The 19288-nt window shown below is 45.9% G+C and carries 17 protein-coding genes; 16 read left to right on the top strand and 1 reads right to left on the bottom strand.

Going from position 1 to position 19288, the window contains the following annotated elements:
* Positions 1–24 precede the first annotated feature (24 nt).
* On the top strand, positions 25–882 hold the full coding sequence (locus B5G11_RS02425; protein WP_087168039.1) for a DegV family protein: 858 nt from the start codon (positions 25–27) through the stop codon (positions 880–882).
* Between the two features lie 80 nt (positions 883–962).
* Here B5G11_RS02425 and B5G11_RS02420 read toward each other — a convergent pair whose 3' ends face one another.
* Positions 963–2252, bottom strand: a complete 1290-nt coding sequence (locus B5G11_RS02420) for a nucleotidyltransferase (protein ID WP_087252048.1) — start codon at positions 2250–2252, stop codon at positions 963–965.
* A gap of 89 nt (positions 2253–2341) precedes the next feature.
* On the opposite strand from B5G11_RS02420, the gene mgtE reads away from it, so the two are divergent.
* From mgtE to smc, 15 genes are all read left to right on the top strand, one after another.
* Entirely contained in the window at positions 2342–3673 is a 1332-nt protein-coding gene (gene mgtE, locus B5G11_RS02415) for a magnesium transporter (RefSeq protein WP_087252047.1), read from the top strand.
* 113 nt (positions 3674–3786) lie between these two features.
* Positions 3787–4782: a phosphate acetyltransferase gene (gene pta, locus B5G11_RS02410; protein WP_087168036.1), complete on the top strand. Its 996-nt coding sequence runs from the start codon at positions 3787–3789 to the stop codon at positions 4780–4782.
* A gap of 17 nt (positions 4783–4799) precedes the next feature.
* Complete coding sequence (locus tag B5G11_RS02405; RefSeq protein ID WP_087168035.1) at positions 4800–5987, top strand: acetate kinase; 1188 nt, start codon at positions 4800–4802, stop codon at positions 5985–5987.
* Positions 5988–6061: 74 nt separating this feature from the next.
* A complete protein-coding gene (locus B5G11_RS02400) occupies positions 6062–6586 on the top strand; it encodes a DUF177 domain-containing protein (protein WP_343215459.1) in 525 nt (174 codons plus the stop codon).
* A 3-nt stretch (positions 6587–6589) separates the two neighbouring features.
* Positions 6590–6772 (top strand): 50S ribosomal protein L32, encoded by a 183-nt coding sequence (rpmF, locus tag B5G11_RS02395; RefSeq protein ID WP_087168033.1) that lies wholly within the window; start codon positions 6590–6592, stop codon positions 6770–6772.
* 231 nt (positions 6773–7003) lie between these two features.
* Entirely contained in the window at positions 7004–7393 is a 390-nt protein-coding gene (locus B5G11_RS02390; protein WP_087168032.1) for a GrdX family protein, read from the top strand.
* 12 nt (positions 7394–7405) lie between these two features.
* Positions 7406–8098, top strand: a complete 693-nt coding sequence (locus tag B5G11_RS02385) for a TetR/AcrR family transcriptional regulator (RefSeq protein ID WP_087252046.1) — start codon at positions 7406–7408, stop codon at positions 8096–8098.
* 218 nt (positions 8099–8316) lie between these two features.
* The gene (grdG, locus tag B5G11_RS02380) at positions 8317–9603 is read left to right on the top strand and encodes a sarcosine reductase complex component B subunit alpha (RefSeq protein ID WP_087168030.1); all 1287 of its coding nucleotides are present in this window, start codon (positions 8317–8319) and stop codon (positions 9601–9603) included.
* Between the two features lie 21 nt (positions 9604–9624).
* A complete protein-coding gene (grdF, locus tag B5G11_RS02375; protein WP_087168029.1) occupies positions 9625–10947 on the top strand; it encodes a sarcosine reductase complex component B subunit beta in 1323 nt (440 codons plus the stop codon).
* 94 nt (positions 10948–11041) lie between these two features.
* Positions 11042–12187, top strand: coding sequence for a hypothetical protein (locus B5G11_RS02370; protein WP_087168028.1), 1146 nt, complete (start codon positions 11042–11044; stop codon positions 12185–12187).
* A gap of 207 nt (positions 12188–12394) precedes the next feature.
* Positions 12395–13630, top strand: a complete 1236-nt coding sequence (locus B5G11_RS02365) for a threonine/serine exporter family protein (protein ID WP_087252045.1) — start codon at positions 12395–12397, stop codon at positions 13628–13630.
* A gap of 71 nt (positions 13631–13701) precedes the next feature.
* Positions 13702–14715, top strand: a complete 1014-nt coding sequence (gene plsX, locus B5G11_RS02360) for a phosphate acyltransferase PlsX (protein WP_087252044.1) — start codon at positions 13702–13704, stop codon at positions 14713–14715.
* A 23-nt stretch (positions 14716–14738) separates the two neighbouring features.
* Positions 14739–14972, top strand: coding sequence for an acyl carrier protein (gene acpP, locus B5G11_RS02355; protein WP_087168025.1), 234 nt, complete (start codon positions 14739–14741; stop codon positions 14970–14972).
* A 53-nt stretch (positions 14973–15025) separates the two neighbouring features.
* The gene (gene rnc / locus B5G11_RS02350) at positions 15026–15712 is read left to right on the top strand and encodes a ribonuclease III (protein WP_087168024.1); all 687 of its coding nucleotides are present in this window, start codon (positions 15026–15028) and stop codon (positions 15710–15712) included.
* Between the two features lie 7 nt (positions 15713–15719).
* Positions 15720–19277 carry a chromosome segregation protein SMC gene (smc, locus tag B5G11_RS02345; protein WP_087252043.1) on the top strand — a complete coding sequence of 1186 codons (3558 nt, stop codon included), beginning with the start codon at positions 15720–15722 and terminating at the stop codon, positions 19275–19277.
* Positions 19278–19288 lie beyond the last annotated feature (11 nt).

Below are 19288 nucleotides of genomic sequence, written 5' to 3'. Positions count from 1 at the left end.
AAACAAAGAAAAGGAGAGGATGGTATGAGTCGTGTTGCCGTTTTGACGGACAGCAACAGTGGAATTACACAGGCAGAAGGGAAGGAACTTGGAATCGGAATCCTTCCGATGCCGTTTTTTATCGATGGGGAAGAATATTTTGAGGAAATTACCTTATCCCAGGAAGAATTTTACGAGCGCCTGAAAGCAAATCATGATATTAAAACTTCCCAGCCTGCGCCGGGGGATGTCATGGGATTGTGGGACAAATATCTGGAAGAGTACGATGAAATTGTCTATATTCCGATGTCCAGCGGGCTGAGCAGTTCCTGCGAGACTGCCATGATGCTGGCGGATGATTATGACGGACGTGTGCAGGTAGTCAACAACCAGAGGATTTCCGTGACGCAGCGGCAGTCTGTCAAGGACGCCATCTGGCTTGCATCCGAAGGAAAATCCGCAGCCGGGATCCGGGAAATTCTGGAAAAAAACAAATTTGAATCCAGTATTTACATTACTGTGGACACGCTGAAATATCTGAAAAAGGGCGGAAGAATCACACCGGCCGCTGCAGCAATCGGAACAGTCCTGAATCTGAAACCGGTTCTGCAGATCCAGGGAGAAAAGCTGGATGCCTATGCCAAGGTCAGAGGATGGAAACAGGCGAAGAAGACAATGCTCGACGCCATGGAAAAAGACCTGCTTCACCGTTTTGGAAATCAGCCGGTACACCTCGAAGCGGCATACACCTGCTCTGATGAGGAAGCGCAGAAGTGGAAAGAAGAGATTGAGGACAGATTCCCTCAGTATAAAGTGGAGATGGACCGCCTTTCCTTAAGTGTTGCCTGCCACATTGGACCGGGGGCGATGGCCATTGCATGTTCCAAAGTGATTACACTTTAAAATCAGAAAAAGACTCTCTTTTGAGACGGAAGATGAAAAGAAATCATCTACGCTCCCAAAGAGAGTCTCTTTTTATACGACTATACAATCACAAGCGGATGACTGTATTCATTGCAGAACGGAGTTTTAAATTTGTTGCTGATGACAGATTCATACAGGTTGGATGCAAAAATATCCAGATGAAGCATCTGTTCGCCGCGTTCAGACAGTGCGTCCATATCGCTGAGTTTGGGAATCAGCGGAACTGACGAACGATTTTTGATCAGGGAAAGGACTTCCCTGTCTTTCCGTACGAATCCAAGCATTCTGGCATAATGAACCATCCGGTCTTCTCTTAACTGTTCAAAGAGGGAGGAACGGATTCCGAGGATGACGTGCAGAAGCGCCCGGCTGATCCTGGAATACGTCACTTCTTTTGTCTTTAACAGGTCGCAGAACTGGTCAAAATTCTGAAAGTCATTCAGATGTTTCATGATCCGGTTGGCAAGCTCTTCGGAAATATCGGCATAGCGGGTCAGGGTTCCGCGGCTTTCCTGCATCAGCTGGTATTTGACGAGCAATGAAAAATCATTGCTGTATACCGGATAGCGGATCAGGTGGGTCCGCTCAAGCAGGGAGACACATTCCGGCGGCACATGGTCTTCCAGTCTTGTCAGAACAGAGGAAAGCTTTGGCTCATCGTAAGGAGTATCCATGTCTGTCCGAAGGGAACTGCCGGAGAACAAAAGAAGTTTCCGAATAGCGGTAGCGGAGCTGAAACCGCCGTCTGTCTCCAGTGTGTCCGCATGATACCGGGAATCTTTCCGAAGAATCGTATAGGGCCGTATGGAACTTTTTAGACGGATCAAAGCCTTGATGTACTCCACCCCAAGCGTATTATTCGGACTGGAAAGAATCCGGGAAAGGGATCTGTCCTTCAGATAATCCGACAGAGCCCTTTCTCTGGCCCTGGGAAAGGCAATCCCTTCTTTTAAGTAGGAACGCAGAATCATACGGTAATCTTCGGGTTCATCCGCAAGCACTTGCGCAATCCGGGTTAAAGAATCAATCTCTCCGCATTCGCTTCCAAAACAAAGGGAATCAACACAGCCCAGACTGTCCAGAAGCGCAACGGCACCCTGTGCAAAATACTCGGCGCTCCCGGTGGAAAAGCAGACCGGAAGCTCCAGAACAAGGGATGCCCCGGATTTCAGAGCCACTTTAGCCCTGAGATGTTTGGGCATGATGGCAGGAGCGCCTCTTTGTACAAAATTTCCGCTCATGACGACGATCACAGCGTCTGCTCCGGTCACTTCTTTTGACTTCTGTATATGATATTCGTGCCCATTGTGAAATGGATTGTATTCTGTAATTAAACCAACTATTTTCATAATTTTCTTGTAATATCCTCCTTGTTGTGATTATACTATAAAAGGAATCCGCTTGCAAAATAATATGGCGGCAGGAAAGGAGGATACACATGAACGAAACAAATCTGCTGGAGCTTTTGGATGAACGAAAATTTAAAGAACTGAAAGAAGAACTTGGAAATATGTATCCTGTCGATATTGCCGCACTGCTGGAGGAGGTAGATGAAAGGCAGATTGTTCTGATTTTCCGTCTCCTCGGCAAGGAAGAAGCGGCAGAGACCTTTACCTATATGAGCAGCGAGACAAGAGAATTCCTGATAAATGCGCTGACGGATTCCGAGCTGGAAGAAGTCATGGATGAGATGTACCTTGATGATACAGTCGACGTCCTGGAAGAAATGCCTGCCAATGTGGTAGACAGGCTTCTGATGGCGACTGATGAAGAGACGAGAAAGCAGATCAACGCGCTTTTGCAGTATCCGGAGGACAGTGCCGGAAGTGTCATGAATATCGACTACGTCAGTTTCCGGAAAGAAATGACGGTAGAAGAGGCGATTTTGAAGATCCGCCAGGTCGGTATTAACCGGGAGACGATTTATACCTGTTACGTGACAGAAAAGAAGAAGCTGATCGGATGGGTGGATATCAAAGATCTTCTGACATCCAGTGAAAGTAAGACGATTGAAGAGATTATGGATACGAACGTCCTTTACGCGCATACCCATGATGATCAGGAAGACGTAGCCAGTATGATCCGGAAGTACGGTCTTGTGGCAATCCCGATTGTGGATAACGAGATGTGCATGGTCGGTATCGTTACCGTTGACGACGCGATGATTGTCCTGCAGGAAGAAGCAACGGAAGATATCAGTATGATGGCCGGTGTCAGTCCGAACGATGACTCGTACTTCGGAACGAGCGTCTGGCGCCACGCCCTTTCCCGTATCCCGTGGCTGCTGTTTTTAATGCTTTCTGCGACGGCAAGCGGACTTTTGCTTGCCTACTATGAAAATGCCATGTCAGCCATGCCGATTCTGATTACGCTGATTCCGATGCTGATGGGAACGGGCGGAAACTGCGGCTCTCAGAGCTCCACATTGATGATCCGCGGACTTGCGGTCGGGGAAATCCGTTTTAAAGATATTTTCCGGGTGATTTTCAAAGAACTCCGGATTGCATTGATTGTCGGCGCGGTCCTTTCTGTCGCGAATGGAATCAGGATTTATATTATGTATAATGATATCAAGCTTGGTATCGTGATCGGTGTGACGATCATAGCCATTGTCTGTATGGCAAAAGTGGTGGGATGTACCCTGCCGCTGATCGCAAAGAGAATCGGACTGGATCCGGCTCTCATGGCGACACCTTTGATCTCCACGCTTCTTGACACAGGGACAATCCTTGTTTATTTTGCGATTGTCACAATGATGTTTAAATTATAAACGCTTAAAAAGGGAAATTGTACTAAAAAAGAGACAGATTATCTCTTGTATACAATTTCCCTTTACGTTATAATAGTGATATCTGAGAATATATGGAAAGGAGTCATTAAATCATGGGATTTATTGATGAAATCAAGGCAAAGGCCAAAGCAGATCTCAAGACAATTGTACTTCCGGAGACAGAAGATGCCCGGACCTATGAGGCTGCCGAGGCAATTTTAAAAGAGGGGACAGCCAGACTGGTTCTGATCGGAAGTGAAGAAGAAATCGCGAAGAATAAGGGAAGCTTCGATATCAGCGGTGCACAGATTGTAGATCCGGCAAAGAGTGAAAAGACAGAGAGCTATATTGCAAAGCTGGTGGAATTAAGACAGAAAAAAGGTATGACTGAGGAACAGGCAAGAGAGCTTCTTCTGACCAACTATCCATATTACGGAGTAATGATGGTAAAGATGGGCGACGCAGACGGAATGGTTTCCGGAGCATGCCATTCTACAGCTGACACACTTCGTCCGTGTCTGCAGATTCTCAAGACGAAACCTGGAACAAAGCTTGTATCCGCATTCTTTATCATGGTAGTACCGGACTGTGATATGGGAGAAAACGGAACATTTGTATTCGGTGACTGCGGTCTGAATCAGAATCCGACACCGGAAGAGCTTGCAGCAATCGCAATTTCCTCCGCAGAGAGCTTCAAACAGCTTGTAGGAGCAGAGCCGAGAGTGGCAATGCTTTCTCATTCCTCAAAGGGAAGTGCAAAGCATGATGATGTCACAAAAGTAGTAGAGGCGGTTAAGATCGCGAAAGAACAGGCTCCGGATCTGATGCTGGATGGAGAACTTCAGTTAGACGCGGCGATCGTTCCTTCCGTAGGAGCTTCAAAAGCTCCGGACAGCCCGGTTGCAGGAAAGGCAAATGTCCTGATCTTCCCTGACCTGGATGCAGGAAATATCGGTTATAAGTTAGTGCAGAGACTGGCAAAGGCAGAAGCATACGGACCAATGACTCAGGGAATCGCGGCTCCTGTAAATGACCTTTCCAGAGGATGCAGCGCCAAAGATATCGAAGGTGTTGTTGCAATTACAGCAGTGCAGTGCCAGTCAAAATAGAAAGGAAGAAAAGAAAAATGAAAATTTTAGTTATTAACTGCGGAAGCTCTTCATTAAAATACCAGCTCATCGATATGGAAAATGAGAGTGTTCTTGCAAAAGGACTTTGCGAGAGAATCGGGATCGACGGATCCAAACTGACACACAAACCGACAGGAAAAGAAAACTACAGTGTAGAGACTCCGATGGAAGACCACAAAGTGGCTGTACAGCTTGTGCTGGACGCTCTGATGGATAAAGAACACGGTGTTATCGAAAGCACAGATGATATCACAGCAATCGGACACCGCGTACTGCATGCCGGAACGATCTACAGCGACGCAACTTTGATCAACGATGATGTTAAGAAAGTTATCCGTGACTGCTTCGACCTTGGACCGCTCCACAATCCGGCAAACCTGATCGGAATCGAAGCATGTGAAGCAGCAATGCCGGGCAAACCGAACGTTGCAGTATTCGATACCGCTTTCGGTATGAAGATCCCGGAAAAAGCGGCAATGTACGCAATTCCATATGAATATTATGAGAAATACAGCATCAGAAGATACGGTTTCCATGGTACAAGCCATATGTTCGTATCCGGCGAGACACTGAAATGCCTCGGAAAAGACGATGCAAAAGTAATCGTATGCCACCTTGGAAACGGAGCCAGCATCTCAGCTTCCATCGGCGGAAAATGCGTTGATACAAGTATGGGTCTGACACCCCTTGAAGGACTGATCATGGGAACAAGAAGCGGTGACCTTGATCCGGCTGTCCTGCAGTTTATCTGCAACCATGAGAATATCGATATCAACGAAATGCTCAACATCCTGAACAAGAAATCCGGTGTTCTCGGAATGAGCGGTGTATCTTCCGATTTCCGTGATGTAAGAGCAGCAGCAGACGAAGGAAATGAACGTGCGATCATGGCACTTGACGCTTACAGATACCGTGTGGCAAAATATATCGGTTCCTACACAGCTGCAATGAACGGTGTAGATGCAATCACATTTACTGCAGGTGTAGGCGAAAACGATACTCAGATGAGAGAAGAAATCTGTGAATACCTTGGATACCTTGGTGTGAAGATTGATAAAGAAAAGAACGCTCAGGCGCGCGGAGTGGCATCCGAGATTTCTACGGAAGACTCCAAAGTCAAAGTATATGTCATCCCGACAAACGAAGAGCTTGCGATTGCACGTGAGACAAAAGCACTGGTTTAATCTCCTCAGACAGTAAAAAAACTGTTGACAAAATGAAATGACATGATATAATAGTCAAGGTATGAATAGGAGCAATGAATATGCTGTTAAACCTATCCGATGTACTGTCCGAACAGCACAAACCGATTGATGCCGTCCTTCCGCTTGAGATGGAGGCGATGAAACTGCCAGGCGGTCCTTTCCCTCTTGTGGAGAAGAGCAGCGTGCAGATTCATATTGAGCATGTAAAAGGAAAAGAGATTTCTGTCTCCGGTTCCTGCAGTCTGACTGCAGTGATTCCGTGCGACCGTTGTCTCAGTCCGGTGAAAGTTCCGATGGAGATTTCTTTTGAGAGACATGCCGTTGTCGGTGGAGAGACTGCAGAGACAGACGAAGAATCAGATTATATTGACGGATATCATCTTGACGTCGACAAATTACTCTATTATGAGATTTTGATAGGATGGCCGACAAAAACCCTGTGCAGGGAAGACTGCAAAGGACTTTGCAGTGTATGTGGTCAGAACCTAAACGAGGGTACCTGCGATTGTGAAGATCCGGGTCTTGATCCAAGAATGTCAGTTATCCGCGATCTGTTTAAGAATTTTAAGGAGGTGTAACCGATGTCAATTTGTCCAAAGAATAAAACTTCTAAAGCAAGACGCGACAAGAGAAGAGCAAACTGGAAAATGAGCGCTCCGAATCTTGTAAAATGCAGCAAATGCGGCGCACTTATGATGCCTCACAGAGTTTGCAAAGCTTGCGGAAGCTATAACAAGAAAGAAATCATTTCCGTAGAAGACTAATGGAAATACCGAAAAACGGGGATTTGCAAATATGCAGATCCCTTTTTTCATGCCGGCTTACGTTACTGTTCGCACCGAACCGCCGCCTGCATACGTACCCGTCGCGCTGACGCGTTCCCGAGACGGTGTGAACAGTAACCAATTTACCACAAATTTGCAGCAATTTATGGAGAAAAATTAAGAACTGTGTTAAGATGAAAAGAAACCAATCAGAAAAGAGGCTGAGATACGATGTGGAATTTGGAGAAAGTAACTCTGGTGACGAACAACGATAGAGTGTACCGAAAATATAAAGATGACATGGAAGTCGTTCTTCTGGGATCTTACAGGGACGTACTGATCAAGGTGAGAGACCTTGTGTATGACCGGCATATCCTTCTGACCCACCCGCAGGCATCGAGCCTGAAGCCGAACCAGACACCGTTTCGTTCGGTTATGGTATACCCGAAAGGGGAGGAGGACAATACGAAAGACATCATGCTGATTGAAAAATGTATTGAGACCTTTGAACAGTGGCAGGAGATTGCCCCGACGCCGGACCATTACCAGAAAAATGTAGAAGAAGATTTTAAAACCATCGACCTTTCGGTAATCGAAAATATCGTTCCGAGGCTGATGTAAGGATAATGGTATATGAAGAGGAATGAAAAGTACTTTAAAGGGCTGACAAGAAGGGATTATATTGCAAAGGCAAATGAAATTATTCATCGGGAAGGAATCAGTGCGGTGACGATCCGCCGTATCGCAAAAGAGATGGAATGTTCCACCGCAAGTTTGTACCGCTATTTTGACAGCAGGGACGAACTGCTCTACTATGCGGAGCTTGGGGAGCTGAACTATTATATCCAGCGTCTGAACTCGGCGGAGAAGCACTGGAAAAATGTGTGGGATATCTATGTTGGGGTATGGTACTGCTATTCCATGGAGGCATTCCGGAAGCCTGAGGCATATAATCTTCTCTTTTTCGAAAATAACAATAACAAGCTGCGTGTTTCCATCAGAGAGTATTATAAGATGTTTCCGGAAAACCTGATGCTCTCCAACAGGGTCTTCCACGAGATGCTTCAGACAGGGGACTTCATGGGGCGTGATTTTGAAATGTGCAGAAAGTGTATCCGTTCCAATGCGATTGGATACGATAATGCGGTATCGTTGAACCGGATGGTCTGCCTTCTGTTCAAAGGATATTTCAAGACGGTCTGTGACGATGGAATTGAGGAAAAGGATGTAAACGGAAGGGTAAGACTCTTTATTCGTGATATTGAAAAGCTGGTTCGAATGTTTGCGAAAGACTTGAAAGGATATAAGGAATATCAAATTCAATAAGAGGCGTCTTCAGACGGGAAAACTGTCTGAAGGCGTCTTTTTTTGGTGGAAATGCTGAACTTATAGAACTTATCGAAAAAATGTATAGAAAGATTGAATAAAAAACTTGATAATTGTAAGACAAAATCATATAATAGGGATAAAGAACAAGAAAAAAGATAACAAAGTTTTTTTTTGACTTAAAGTTATCGCGATTACAAAGAAGGAGGGATTTACCTATGAAATTGGAATTAGGGAAGATTAAGATCGACGATATCCAATTTGCAGAAAAGACATATGTGAAAGACCATGTGCTCTATGTCAATAAGGAAGAAGTGGAAGCGCTTGTTCTGGAAGATGACAAATTGATCGGCTGCAGCCTTGACATCGCCCGTCCGGGTGACAGCACACGTATTACACCGGTGAAGGATGTAATCGAACCTAGAGTAAAAGTATCAGGCGGAGAGATTTTCCCTGGAGTTGTAGGGAAAGTAACACCGACAGTAGGCGAGGGAAGAACACATGCGCTGGACGGATGCTGCGTAGTTACCGTTGGACGGATTGTTGGTTTCCAGGAAGGTGTTATCGACATGAGCGGACCGGCAGCAGATTACTGTCCGTTTTCCAAGACTGTAAATCTCTGTGTTGTAATCGAACCTCAGGAAGGGCTTGAGACCCACGTATATGAAAAAGCGGGAAGAATGGCAGGACTGAAAGTTGCAGCTTACCTTGGAGAAGCAGGAAGAAACATTGAACCGGATACACTGGAAACATATGAGACGAAGCCGATTTTTGAGCAGGCCGCAATGTATCCTGATCTTCCGAAAGTAGGATATATCCACATGCTTCAGTCACAGGGACTCCTCCACGATACATATTACTATGGAGTTGACGCAAAACAGTTCGTACCGACATTCATGTATCCGACAGAAATCATGGACGGCGCGATCGTATCCGGAAACTGTGTAGCTCCGTGTGACAAGGTTACGACCTATCACCACTTCCACAACCCGGTTATCGAGGACTGCTATAAGCATCACGGAAAAGACATCAACTTTATGGGTGTCATCCTTACGAATGAAAACGTATTCCTTGCTGATAAAGAGAGACATTCTGACATGGTTGCAAAACTGGCAGAATGGATGGGACTTGATGGCGTACTGATCACAGAGGAAGGATACGGAAATCCGGATACCGACCTGATGATGAACTGCCGTAAAGTAGAACGCAAAGGCGTGAAAGTAGTTCTGATCACAGACGAATTCCCGGGAAAAGACGGAAAATCCCAGTCTCTGGCAGATACATGCGATGAGGCGGATGCGCTTTCCTCCTGTGGACAGGGAAATGCGACATTACAGTTCCCGGCTATGGACAAAGTGATCGGTACTATGGATTACATCGAAAGCCAGATCGGCGGATGGGCAGGATGTGTCAATGAAGACGGTTCCTTTGAGGCAGAGCTTCAGATCATCATTGCATCTACGATCGCAAACGGCTTTAACCACCTTGCAGCAAGGGGATATTAAGATTTGGAAGGAGGATCCAAAATGGCAAAATATAAAATTGTTCATTATATTAACCAGTTCTTTGCCGGTATCGGCGGTGAGGAAAAGGCAGATTACAAACCGGAAGTAAGAGAAGAGGCTCTTGGACCAGGAGCAGCTCTTGCACAGGCTCTTGGTGAAGATTATGAAATCGTAGCTACAGTAATCTGCGGTGACAACTATTTCGGAGAAAATCTGGATGAAGCAACCGATACGATTATCGACATGGTAAAGAAATATGAACCGGACGTCTTCTTTGCAGGACCGGCATTCAACGCAGGACGTTACGGCGTTGCATGTGGAACGATCTGTAAAGCAGTGGAAGAAAGACTCGGTATTCCGGTGCTGACAGCAGCCTATGAGGAGAACCCTGGTGTTGATATGTTCCGCAAGGACGTGATCACAGTAAAGACAGGAAACTCCGCGGCTACAATGAGAAAAGTACTTCCGTCCATCGTAAATCTGATCAAGAAGATGGCAACAGGCGAAGAGATTCTTGGACCGAATGAAGAAAATTATCACGAAAGAGGAATCCGTGTCAACTACTTCGCGGAAGAAAGAGGATCCGAACGTGCCATCAAGATGCTTGTAAAGAAGATGAAAGGCGAGCCGTTTGAGACAGACCTTCCGATGCCGAAATTTGACAGGGTACCGCCTGCACCGGCAATCAAGGATATCAAACATGCGAAGATCGCGGTTGTTACTTCCGGTGGTGTTGTTCCGGTTGGAAACCCGGATCATATCGAATCTTCCAATGCAACGAAGTTCGGAATCTACTCCATCGAAGGAAAAGATTCTATGAGCCCGGAAGAGTTTACAACAATCCATGGTGGATATGACCGTCAGTTCGTTATGGCAAATCCGAACCTGGTAGTTCCGCTTGATGTACTTCGTGAAATGGAAAGAGACGGAGAGTTCGGTGAACTCGTAAACTTCTTCTGTACAACAACAGGTACAGGAACTGCGACAGGATCTGCAGCAAAATTTGGTGATGAGATCGGTAAGATCCTCACAGAACAGGAGCATGTTGACGGGGTTATCCTCGTCAGCACATGAGGTACCTGTACTCGTTGCGGTGCAACGATGGTTAAAGGAATCGAAAAATATGGGGTTCCGGTAGTACATATGGCAACGGTAGTTCCGATTTCCCTTACAATCGGCGCCAACAGAATTATCCCAGGTGTTGGTATTCCGTATCCGCTTGGTGATCCAACCCAGGGCGAAGTGGATTCCAAGAAGATCCGTAAGAGAATGGTACGCCGGGCGCTCAAAGCACTTCAGACTGAAGTAACCGAGCAGACCGTATTTGAAAAAGACAATTTCTAAAGAAAGATAACTAAAAAATAATAACAGAATCCGGGTACAGTACAGATCTGTACTGTACCCGTTTTTTAATTTTTGATGGATAGGAGGGGACTCTATGGGCAAAGAGAACGGCGCAGTGAACTGGAAGAGAGTTCTGATTCTGGCAGGAGCGGTAATCGCGTTTACCATCGGATCCGGATTTGCGACAGGCCAGGAGATCATTCAATACTATACAGCATATGGCTGGCAGTCAATTCTGGTTATTCTTGGCTTTGCGGTCATGTTTCTGTATTACAATTTTAACTTTGCGAAAGCAGGCGCTGAACAGAAGTTTGAACACGGAAATGATGTTTACAAATATTTTTGCGGAAAATATGTAGGAACATTTTGTGACTATTATTCTACGATTTTCTGCTATATGTCATTTTGGGTTATGATCGGCGGTGCGGCATCTACATTGAATCAGGAGTACGGACTTCCGAACTGGGCAGGTGCAGTCATCCTTACAATCCTTACGACAATTACAGTAGTCGGCGGACTGAATTCTCTCGTTGATGCCATTGGTGTCGTAGGGCCGATTATCGTTGTACTTTGTATTTTTATCGGTCTTGTTACGGTGATTCAGGATGCAGGCAATATTCCGGCAGGACTGGAAGTTATCCGGACAGGTGCCTATGCAGGAGCAGCAGAGGGAGAAACGATCAAAAATGCAGGTGCGAACTGGTTTATTTCAGCAGCTTCCTATGCAGGATTTGTTCTTCTGTGGTTTGCAAGTTTTACGGCAGCGCTGGGATCCAAGAACAAGAAAAAAGATCTTAACTATGGTATCGTAGGCGGCACGGTTGCTGTGTGTGTTGCAATTGCTTTGATCTCTTTCGGCCAGATTGCCAATATCAATACTCCGCTTGAGGACGGAAGCGCTTATGTATGGAATGCAGATATTCCGAACCTGATTCTTGCCATGAAGATCTGGAAACCGTTTTCTGCTATTTTTGCAATTGTTGTATTTGCAGGTATTTATACGACAGCTGTTCCGCTGCTCTATAATCCGGCATCCCGTTTCGCAAAAGAAGGAACTTCCCGTTTTAAAATTTTGACAGTTGTTCTTGCGGTTGTAGGGCTGATCGTCGGGCTGTTCCTTCCATTCAGAACACTCGTTAATGTTATTTATGTTCTGAATGGTTATGTCGGAGCAGTGTTAATTCTGTTTATGATTAAGAAAAATATTACAGATTTCCTTGCTAAAAGGAAAAAAGCATAGCTATTTGCAGAAATTATCTGTCTGTAAAAAACAGCAATCGAAACGGTTGCTGTTTTTTGTGTGGAGTGCGGGCAGGCTCAACCACAATTGTAAGAAATTTGTAAAAGAAGAGGAATTCTTTTAGAAAAGGGATGAAAAATCGATTATTATTTGCTAGAATAGGAAAGTGCTTAAGAAAGAAAAAAGAAAGTGGAGTGAGGTAGAAGGATGGACTACAACAGAATTATTGAAGGCATCCTGGATATCGGAGAAGAGATGCTGAAAAGCGGAGCGGAAAATTTCCGGTTGGAGGATGCCCTTTACAGAATGCTGAAAAGTTATGGATTTGTCAGATATGATGTATTTGTTATTCCAAGCAACATTCAGGTGACAGCGAAGACGCCGGAAGGAGAGTTTATCACTCAGGTAAGGCATATCGAGACATCGGAGAATGATTTTGACCGGCTGGACTATCTGAACAATCTTTCCAGATATGTCTGTGCCCATAAGCCGGATGCGGATCAGCTGAAGATCAAGTTTGAGGAAGTGATGAACCGGCCGGAACAGCCGGAAATTCTCCGGTATGTGGCGGGAGTCATGGGAGGTGCCGGATTTGCCGTATTCTTCGGGTGCGGATTTATGGATGCGATTGTTGCTGCGGTTGTTTCACTGATGATTGTATTTGTTGGAAAATGGCTGAGCACAAGGGAAGGAAATCTGATGATTTATAATCTGATCCTTGCCTTTTTATCTGAGATCATTATTATCCTGGCGACCAGAAATGGAATCGGAACACATCCCGACAGAATCATGATCGGGATTGTCATGCTGCTGATCAGTGGACTTGGTACAACCAATGGATTCCGCGAGTTACTGCAGCGGGACTTTATATCCGGGTCCATTAATATTTTAAATTCCATTCTCGGGGCAACAGGAATTGCTCTTGGGATCGCGCTTGCCATGATGGTCTTTCATGCAAGATCCATGGAAGGATTTATGCTGACACCAAGTGTTCCGATGCAGCTTGTTTCCTGTACGATTGCCTGTATCGGTTTTGCCATATGGTTTAAAGTCCGGGGACGTCAGGTATTCTACTCGGGAGTTGGTGCGTTTATTACATGGGGAATTTATGCTCTCGTATTTGCCATTGAACCGAGCAACTTTCTTGCTACATTGATTGCAGCGGTATTTGTCGGATTTTATGCATTTATCATGTCCAGAGTCAATAAGGCACCATCGACGATTTTCCTGACAGCATCTGTATTTCCTTTGATTCCGGGACCAAATCTGTACTATATGATGTACGGTTTTGTAAGCAATGATTCCGCGCTCATTTCCAGTGAAGGAATCCTTCTAGCCACCACATGTCTTGCGATTGCCTTTGGATTCAATATCGTGGATGTAGCATCCAGAGTCATTATGAGCGCGCTGAAACGGGAATACCGCGTCGGCAAGAGTTCTTAAAAAGATAGAAAAGCATTGATTTTTATAACAATGTCTAGTAGAATTACTGATAGAATGCAGGAGGTAGAAGCATGGCAGAATACACGAAAGTGGCGCTCGACGCCATGGGAGGGGATAATGCCCCGGTGGAAATCATTAAAGGCGCTGTTGACGCAGTAAATAAGCGCAGGGATATTCAGGTATTGATTGTCGGGAAAGAAGACATCATAAAAGAAGAGCTTGCCAAATATACTTACGACAAAGAGCAGATTGAGATCAAGGACGCCAGTGAAGTGATTGAGACCGCGGAGCCGCCGGTAATGGCAATCCGCAGAAAAAAGGATTCTTCGATTGTCGTAGCGATGAATATGGTTAAAAAAGGAGAGGCCGACGCGTTTGTATCGGCAGGAAGCTCCGGAGCCATTCTCGTTGGAGGACAGGTCATTGTAGGGAGAATCAAAGGAGTGGAGAGGCCGCCCCTTGCGCCGCTTTTACCGACCAAAAAGGGATTTTCGCTTTTGATCGACTGCGGAGCAAACGTAGATGCCAGACCGTCCCATCTGGTGCAGTTTGCAAAAATGGGCTCGATCTATATGGAGCATGTCATGGGCGTGAAGAATCCGAAAGTGGCGATTGTCAATATCGGTGCTGAGGAGGAGAAGGGCAACGCCCTTGTGAAAGAGACGTTCCCGATGCTGAAGGCATGCCCGGATATTAATTTTACCGGGAGCATCGAGGCGCGCAATATTCCGTATGGTGACGCGGATGTCATTGTCTGCGAGGCTTTCGCGGGCAATATTATCCTGAAACTTTATGAGGGCGTCGGAGGGGTGCTGGTTGATAAGATCAAGGAAGGCATGATGAAGAGCCTCAGGACAAAAATCGGAGCACTGCTTGTAAAACCGGCGCTGAAGGAGACGATGAAGGGATTTGACGCAAGCGAGTACGGCGGAGCACCGCTGCTTGGTCTCAATGGCCTGGTTGTAAAGACACACGGCAACTCAAAGGCACGTGAGGTCTGCAACTCCATTATTCAGTGCGTGACCTTCAAAGAGCAGAAGATTAATGAGAAAATCAGAGAATGCATTCAGAAAGAGAAAGAATAAACTTTTAAGGAAGGAATGTAACTATGGAATTTGAAAAATTACAGGGGATTATCGCAGATGTATTAAATGTGGATGCCTCAGACATCACAATGGAGACTACATTTGTAGACGATTTGGGAGCAGATTCTTTGGACATTTTCCAGATTATCATGGGAATCGAGGAAGAATTCGATATCGAGATTGATAATGATGATGCGGAAAAAATCGTGACAGTGGGAGACGCAGTAGAGCAGATCAGAACGGCAACAAATAATTAAAACATAAATGCGGAAAAGCCCGTCAGGGCTTTTTCGTGCTAATTGGGGGTTTTATGAGAAAGATCAAAGAACTAGAAAGAACAATTGATTATCAGTTCCGGAATCCGGAACTTCTGCGTCATGCTTTGAGACACAGCTCCTATGTGAACGAAAAGCACATGAAGAAATATGAATGTAATGAGCGGCTGGAGTTTCTGGGCGATGCAGTACTTGAAGTTGTATCCAGCGAATTTCTTTTTTTTGAGTATGAGACAATGCCGGAAGGTGAACTGACCAAAAAGAGGGCAAGTATGGTATGTGAACCGGCGCTTGCTTTTTGTGCCAGAGATATCAAACTGGGGGAATATCTGATGCTCGGAAAAGGTGAAGAGGCAACGGGCGGAAGAAAACGGGATTCGGTTACATCTGACGCGATGGAAGCGCTGATTGGAGCGATTTATCTGGACGGTGGGTTTGCTAGCGCAAAAGAGTTCATTCACCGGTTTATCCTCAATGACCTGGAAAACAAGAAGCTCTTTTTTGATAGCAAGACTATCCTGCAGGAAATTGTACAGGGAAATTCTGATGATCAGGTTTCCTATGAACTGATCCGGGAGGAAGGACCGGACCACAATAAAAGTTTCTGTACGGCAGTCAGGATCGGAGAACAGATCTACGGGGAAGGCGAAGGAAGGACCAAAAAAGCATCTGAACAGCAGGCTGCATATCAGGCGATTTTGAAATTACAGGAGAAACGATAGGAGAGCTATGTATTTAAAAAGCATTGAAGTACAGGGATTTAAATCTTTTGCAAATAAAATCGTCTTTCAGTTTCATAATGGAATCACCGGCATTGTAGGGCCGAATGGAAGTGGAAAGAGCAACGTCGCGGACGCGGTCCGGTGGGTATTAGGAGAGCAGAGGGCGAAGCAGCTTCGCGGAGGCAACATGCAGGATGTCATTTTTTCAGGAACTGAGAACCGAAAGCCTCTAAGCTACGCCTCGGTCGGGATCACGCTGGACAACTCCGACCACAAGCTGCCGATTGATTTTGAGGAAGTCACTGTGACAAGAAAGCTTTATCGCTCCGGTGAGTCAGAGTACCTGATTAATGGAAGCAGCTGCAGATTGAAAGATATCAACGAGCTGTTTTATGATACCGGAATCGGGAAAGAGGGATATTCAATCATCGGACAGGGTCAGATCGATAAGATCTTAAGCGGAAAACCCGAAGACCGGAGGGAGTTGTTCGATGAGGCTGCGGGAATTGTCAAATTCAAGCGGAGAAAAAATACATCCTTGAAGAAGCTGGAAGAAGAGCAGCAGAATCTGGTACGTGTAACAGACATCCTTTCGGAGCTGGAAAAGCAGTACGGACCGCTTAAAAAGCAGTCTGAGACGGCGAGAGAGTATCTGAAGAAACGGGAAGAAATGAAAAAGCTGGACGTCAATCTGTTCCTCGTTCAGACAGAAAAGTTAAAAGCGGAAGAAAAGGAAATAGAAGAGGCTCTGGCACGTGCGCAGGAAGAGCTTGATGAATCGAGAAAGCGGTATGACGCCATGAAAGAGGAGTATGCCGAAGTAGAAAACCGGATCGGGGAGATTGACCTTCAGACGGAGACCGCGAGAAAGCAGCTGAATGATACAAGACTGATCCGGCAGCAGTATGAGAACAGCATTGACCTTCTCAAAGAGCAGATCAACAGCGTGCGGATGAACGACGCCCATTATCTGGAGCGGAAAAAGACTGTTGAGGAAGAGATCCGGAAACGGGAGACCGAGCTTGAAGAACTGAAAAGCCGGCGCGCAGATCTGGAAGCCCAGATGAGGGAGAAGGAAGCGCAGAGCGAGAAAGAAAAAGAGAATCTGACGAGCCTTCAGGAGGAGATGGCCAGGATCAGTCTTTCCAGCGAGGAAAAGAAAAACGAGATTATGAAGATTCTTTCCGTGCGGGCTTCGACAAAGGCTGAACTGCAGCGTTTTCATACGATGAAAGAGCAGATCAGGGTTCAGAAGACAGGACTTGCGCAGCAGCTCTTAACGATTACCCAGGAAACGGAAGTATACCGGACAGAATATGAAAAGTATGAAAGTGAATGGAAAGAGCTTTCCGCCCAGATCCGTACCTGTTCGGAAACGATTGCGCAGTATGAAAGTGAAATTGTAAGACTTCAGGAAGAAATTACAAAAGAAAATGGACTGATTCAGACTGGACAGAGTGCGTATCACAGAGAGCAGTCCAGACTGGAATCTTTGAAAAATATGACCGAGCGCTACGAAGGATACGGTAACAGTATCCGGAGAGTCATGGAGCAGAAAAACCGGGAGCAGGGCATCCTTGGAGTTGTGGCGGATCTGATCCGTGTAGAGAAAAAGTACGAGACTGCGGTGGAGACTGCACTCGGCGGAAGCATCCAGAATATCGTAACGAGGGATGAAGAGACCGCGAAAAGAATGATTACTTATCTGAAACAGCATAAATTCGGGCGGGCAACGTTCCTTCCTCTGACCAGCGTGAAGGGTTCCGAGTTCCCAAAGCCGGAAGTGCTCAGAGAAGACGGCGTCATCGGACTTGCCCATACGCTTGTGGAGACAGATGAAGAATTCAAAAGTCTTATGAAGAACCTTCTTGGTCGTACCGTGGTAGTGGAAAATATTGATGTGGGTATCCGTCTTGCAAGGAAATACCGCCAAACTGTCCGGATGGTGACACCGGAGGGAGAGCTTCTCAATCCGGGTGGATCCATGACAGGAGGGGCTTTTAAAAATTCCAGCAGTTTGTTAAGCAGACGGCGTGAGATTGAGGAATTTGAAAAGACCGTACAGATGCTCAAAAAGGACCTGGAGCAGACGAGGGAGTCTTTGGAGCGTCATAAAGAAGAGCGTGCCGGATATTATGCGAAAATGGACAGCCTCAAAGATGAGATGCAGAAGATATACGTCCGGCAGAATACCGCAAAGATGAATCTTTCTCAGGTACAAAGCAGGCAGAAGTCGATCCTTGACCGAAAGTCAGAGCTTTTAAAAGAAAACGAAAGCTATGAAAACCAGCTCCGGGAACTTCAGGAGAATCAGGAATCCATTGAAATCGAACTGGGAACTTCCGAAGAACTGGAAGAAAGGCTGAAAAAGGAGACGGAAGAAGAGCAGAAGGAGCTGGAGAAAAAGAAGGAAGAGGAACAGATTTTACAGAAACGTGCCGAGGACGCACATCTTGTTTTTGCGGAACTTGGACAAAAAGAAATCTTCCTGAATGAAAATCAGGAACGTATCTGGCAGGAGTATACGAAGTATACACAGGAAAAGAAACTGCTGGAGGAAAACCAGGGAGACAATAAGAAAGCGATTGCTGAAAAAGAGCAGGAGATGGAACGGGCCGGACAAAAGATCCGGGAAGCCGGAGAACTGATCGAAGAGATCGAACAGGAGATCGGGCAGTATGCCGGGGAAAAGGAAACACTTTCCCGCAGACATAAGGAATTCCTTGGAAAGCGCGATGCCATCTCGGAACAGATTTCCGATCTTGATAAAGAAACCTTCCGGCTTGGCGGAAAGAAGGACGGGCTGGAGGAGACGATGGAAAAGCAAATGAATTATATGTGGGAAGAATACGAGATCACCTATAATCATGCGCAGCAGTACCGGGATGAAAGTATTGGAGATCTGGGTTTCATGAAGAAAGAGATTCAGCGGCTTCGCTCAGAGATCCGCAGCCTTGGCAATGTCAATGTCAATGCCATTGAAGATTTTAAAAATCTGGAAGAACGGTATCTCTTTTTGAAAAACCAGCATGAAGACCTGATCGAAGCGGAGGCAACCTTAAAACAGATTATTGAAGAACTGGATACCGCCATGAGAAGGCAGTTTGAGGAACAGTTCGCAAGGATAAAAGAAGAGTTCCATAATGTTTTCCGCCAGCTCTTTGGAGGCGGAAAAGGGACACTCGAGCTTCTGGAGGACGAGGATATTCTGGAAGCGGGAATCCGGATCATTGCACAGCCGCCGGGAAAGAAGCTTCAGAATATGATGCAGCTCTCCGGTGGAGAAAAAGCGCTGACGGCGATCGCGCTTCTCTTTGCGATTCAGAATCTGAAACCGTCGCCGTTCTGTCTGCTGGACGAGATCGAAGCAGCCCTGGACGATTCCAATGTTACAAGGTTTGCGCAGTATCTTCACAGACTGACGAAAAATACGCAGTTTATTGTTATTACCCACCGGAGAGGAACAATGACAGCAGCGGACAGACTGTATGGAATTACGATGCAGGAGAAGGGAGTTTCTACGCTGGTTTCAGTAGATCTGCTTGAAAACCAGCTCAGCAAATAAAAAATAAAGGA

It is taken from the genome of Drancourtella sp. An57 (assembly GCF_002161525.1).
In the GTDB taxonomy this organism is placed as follows: Bacteria; Bacillota; Clostridia; order Lachnospirales; family Lachnospiraceae; genus Sellimonas; species Sellimonas catena.
The sequence above is the reverse complement of the archived record's forward strand: the minus strand, read 5'-3'. Positions and strand labels throughout refer to the sequence as shown.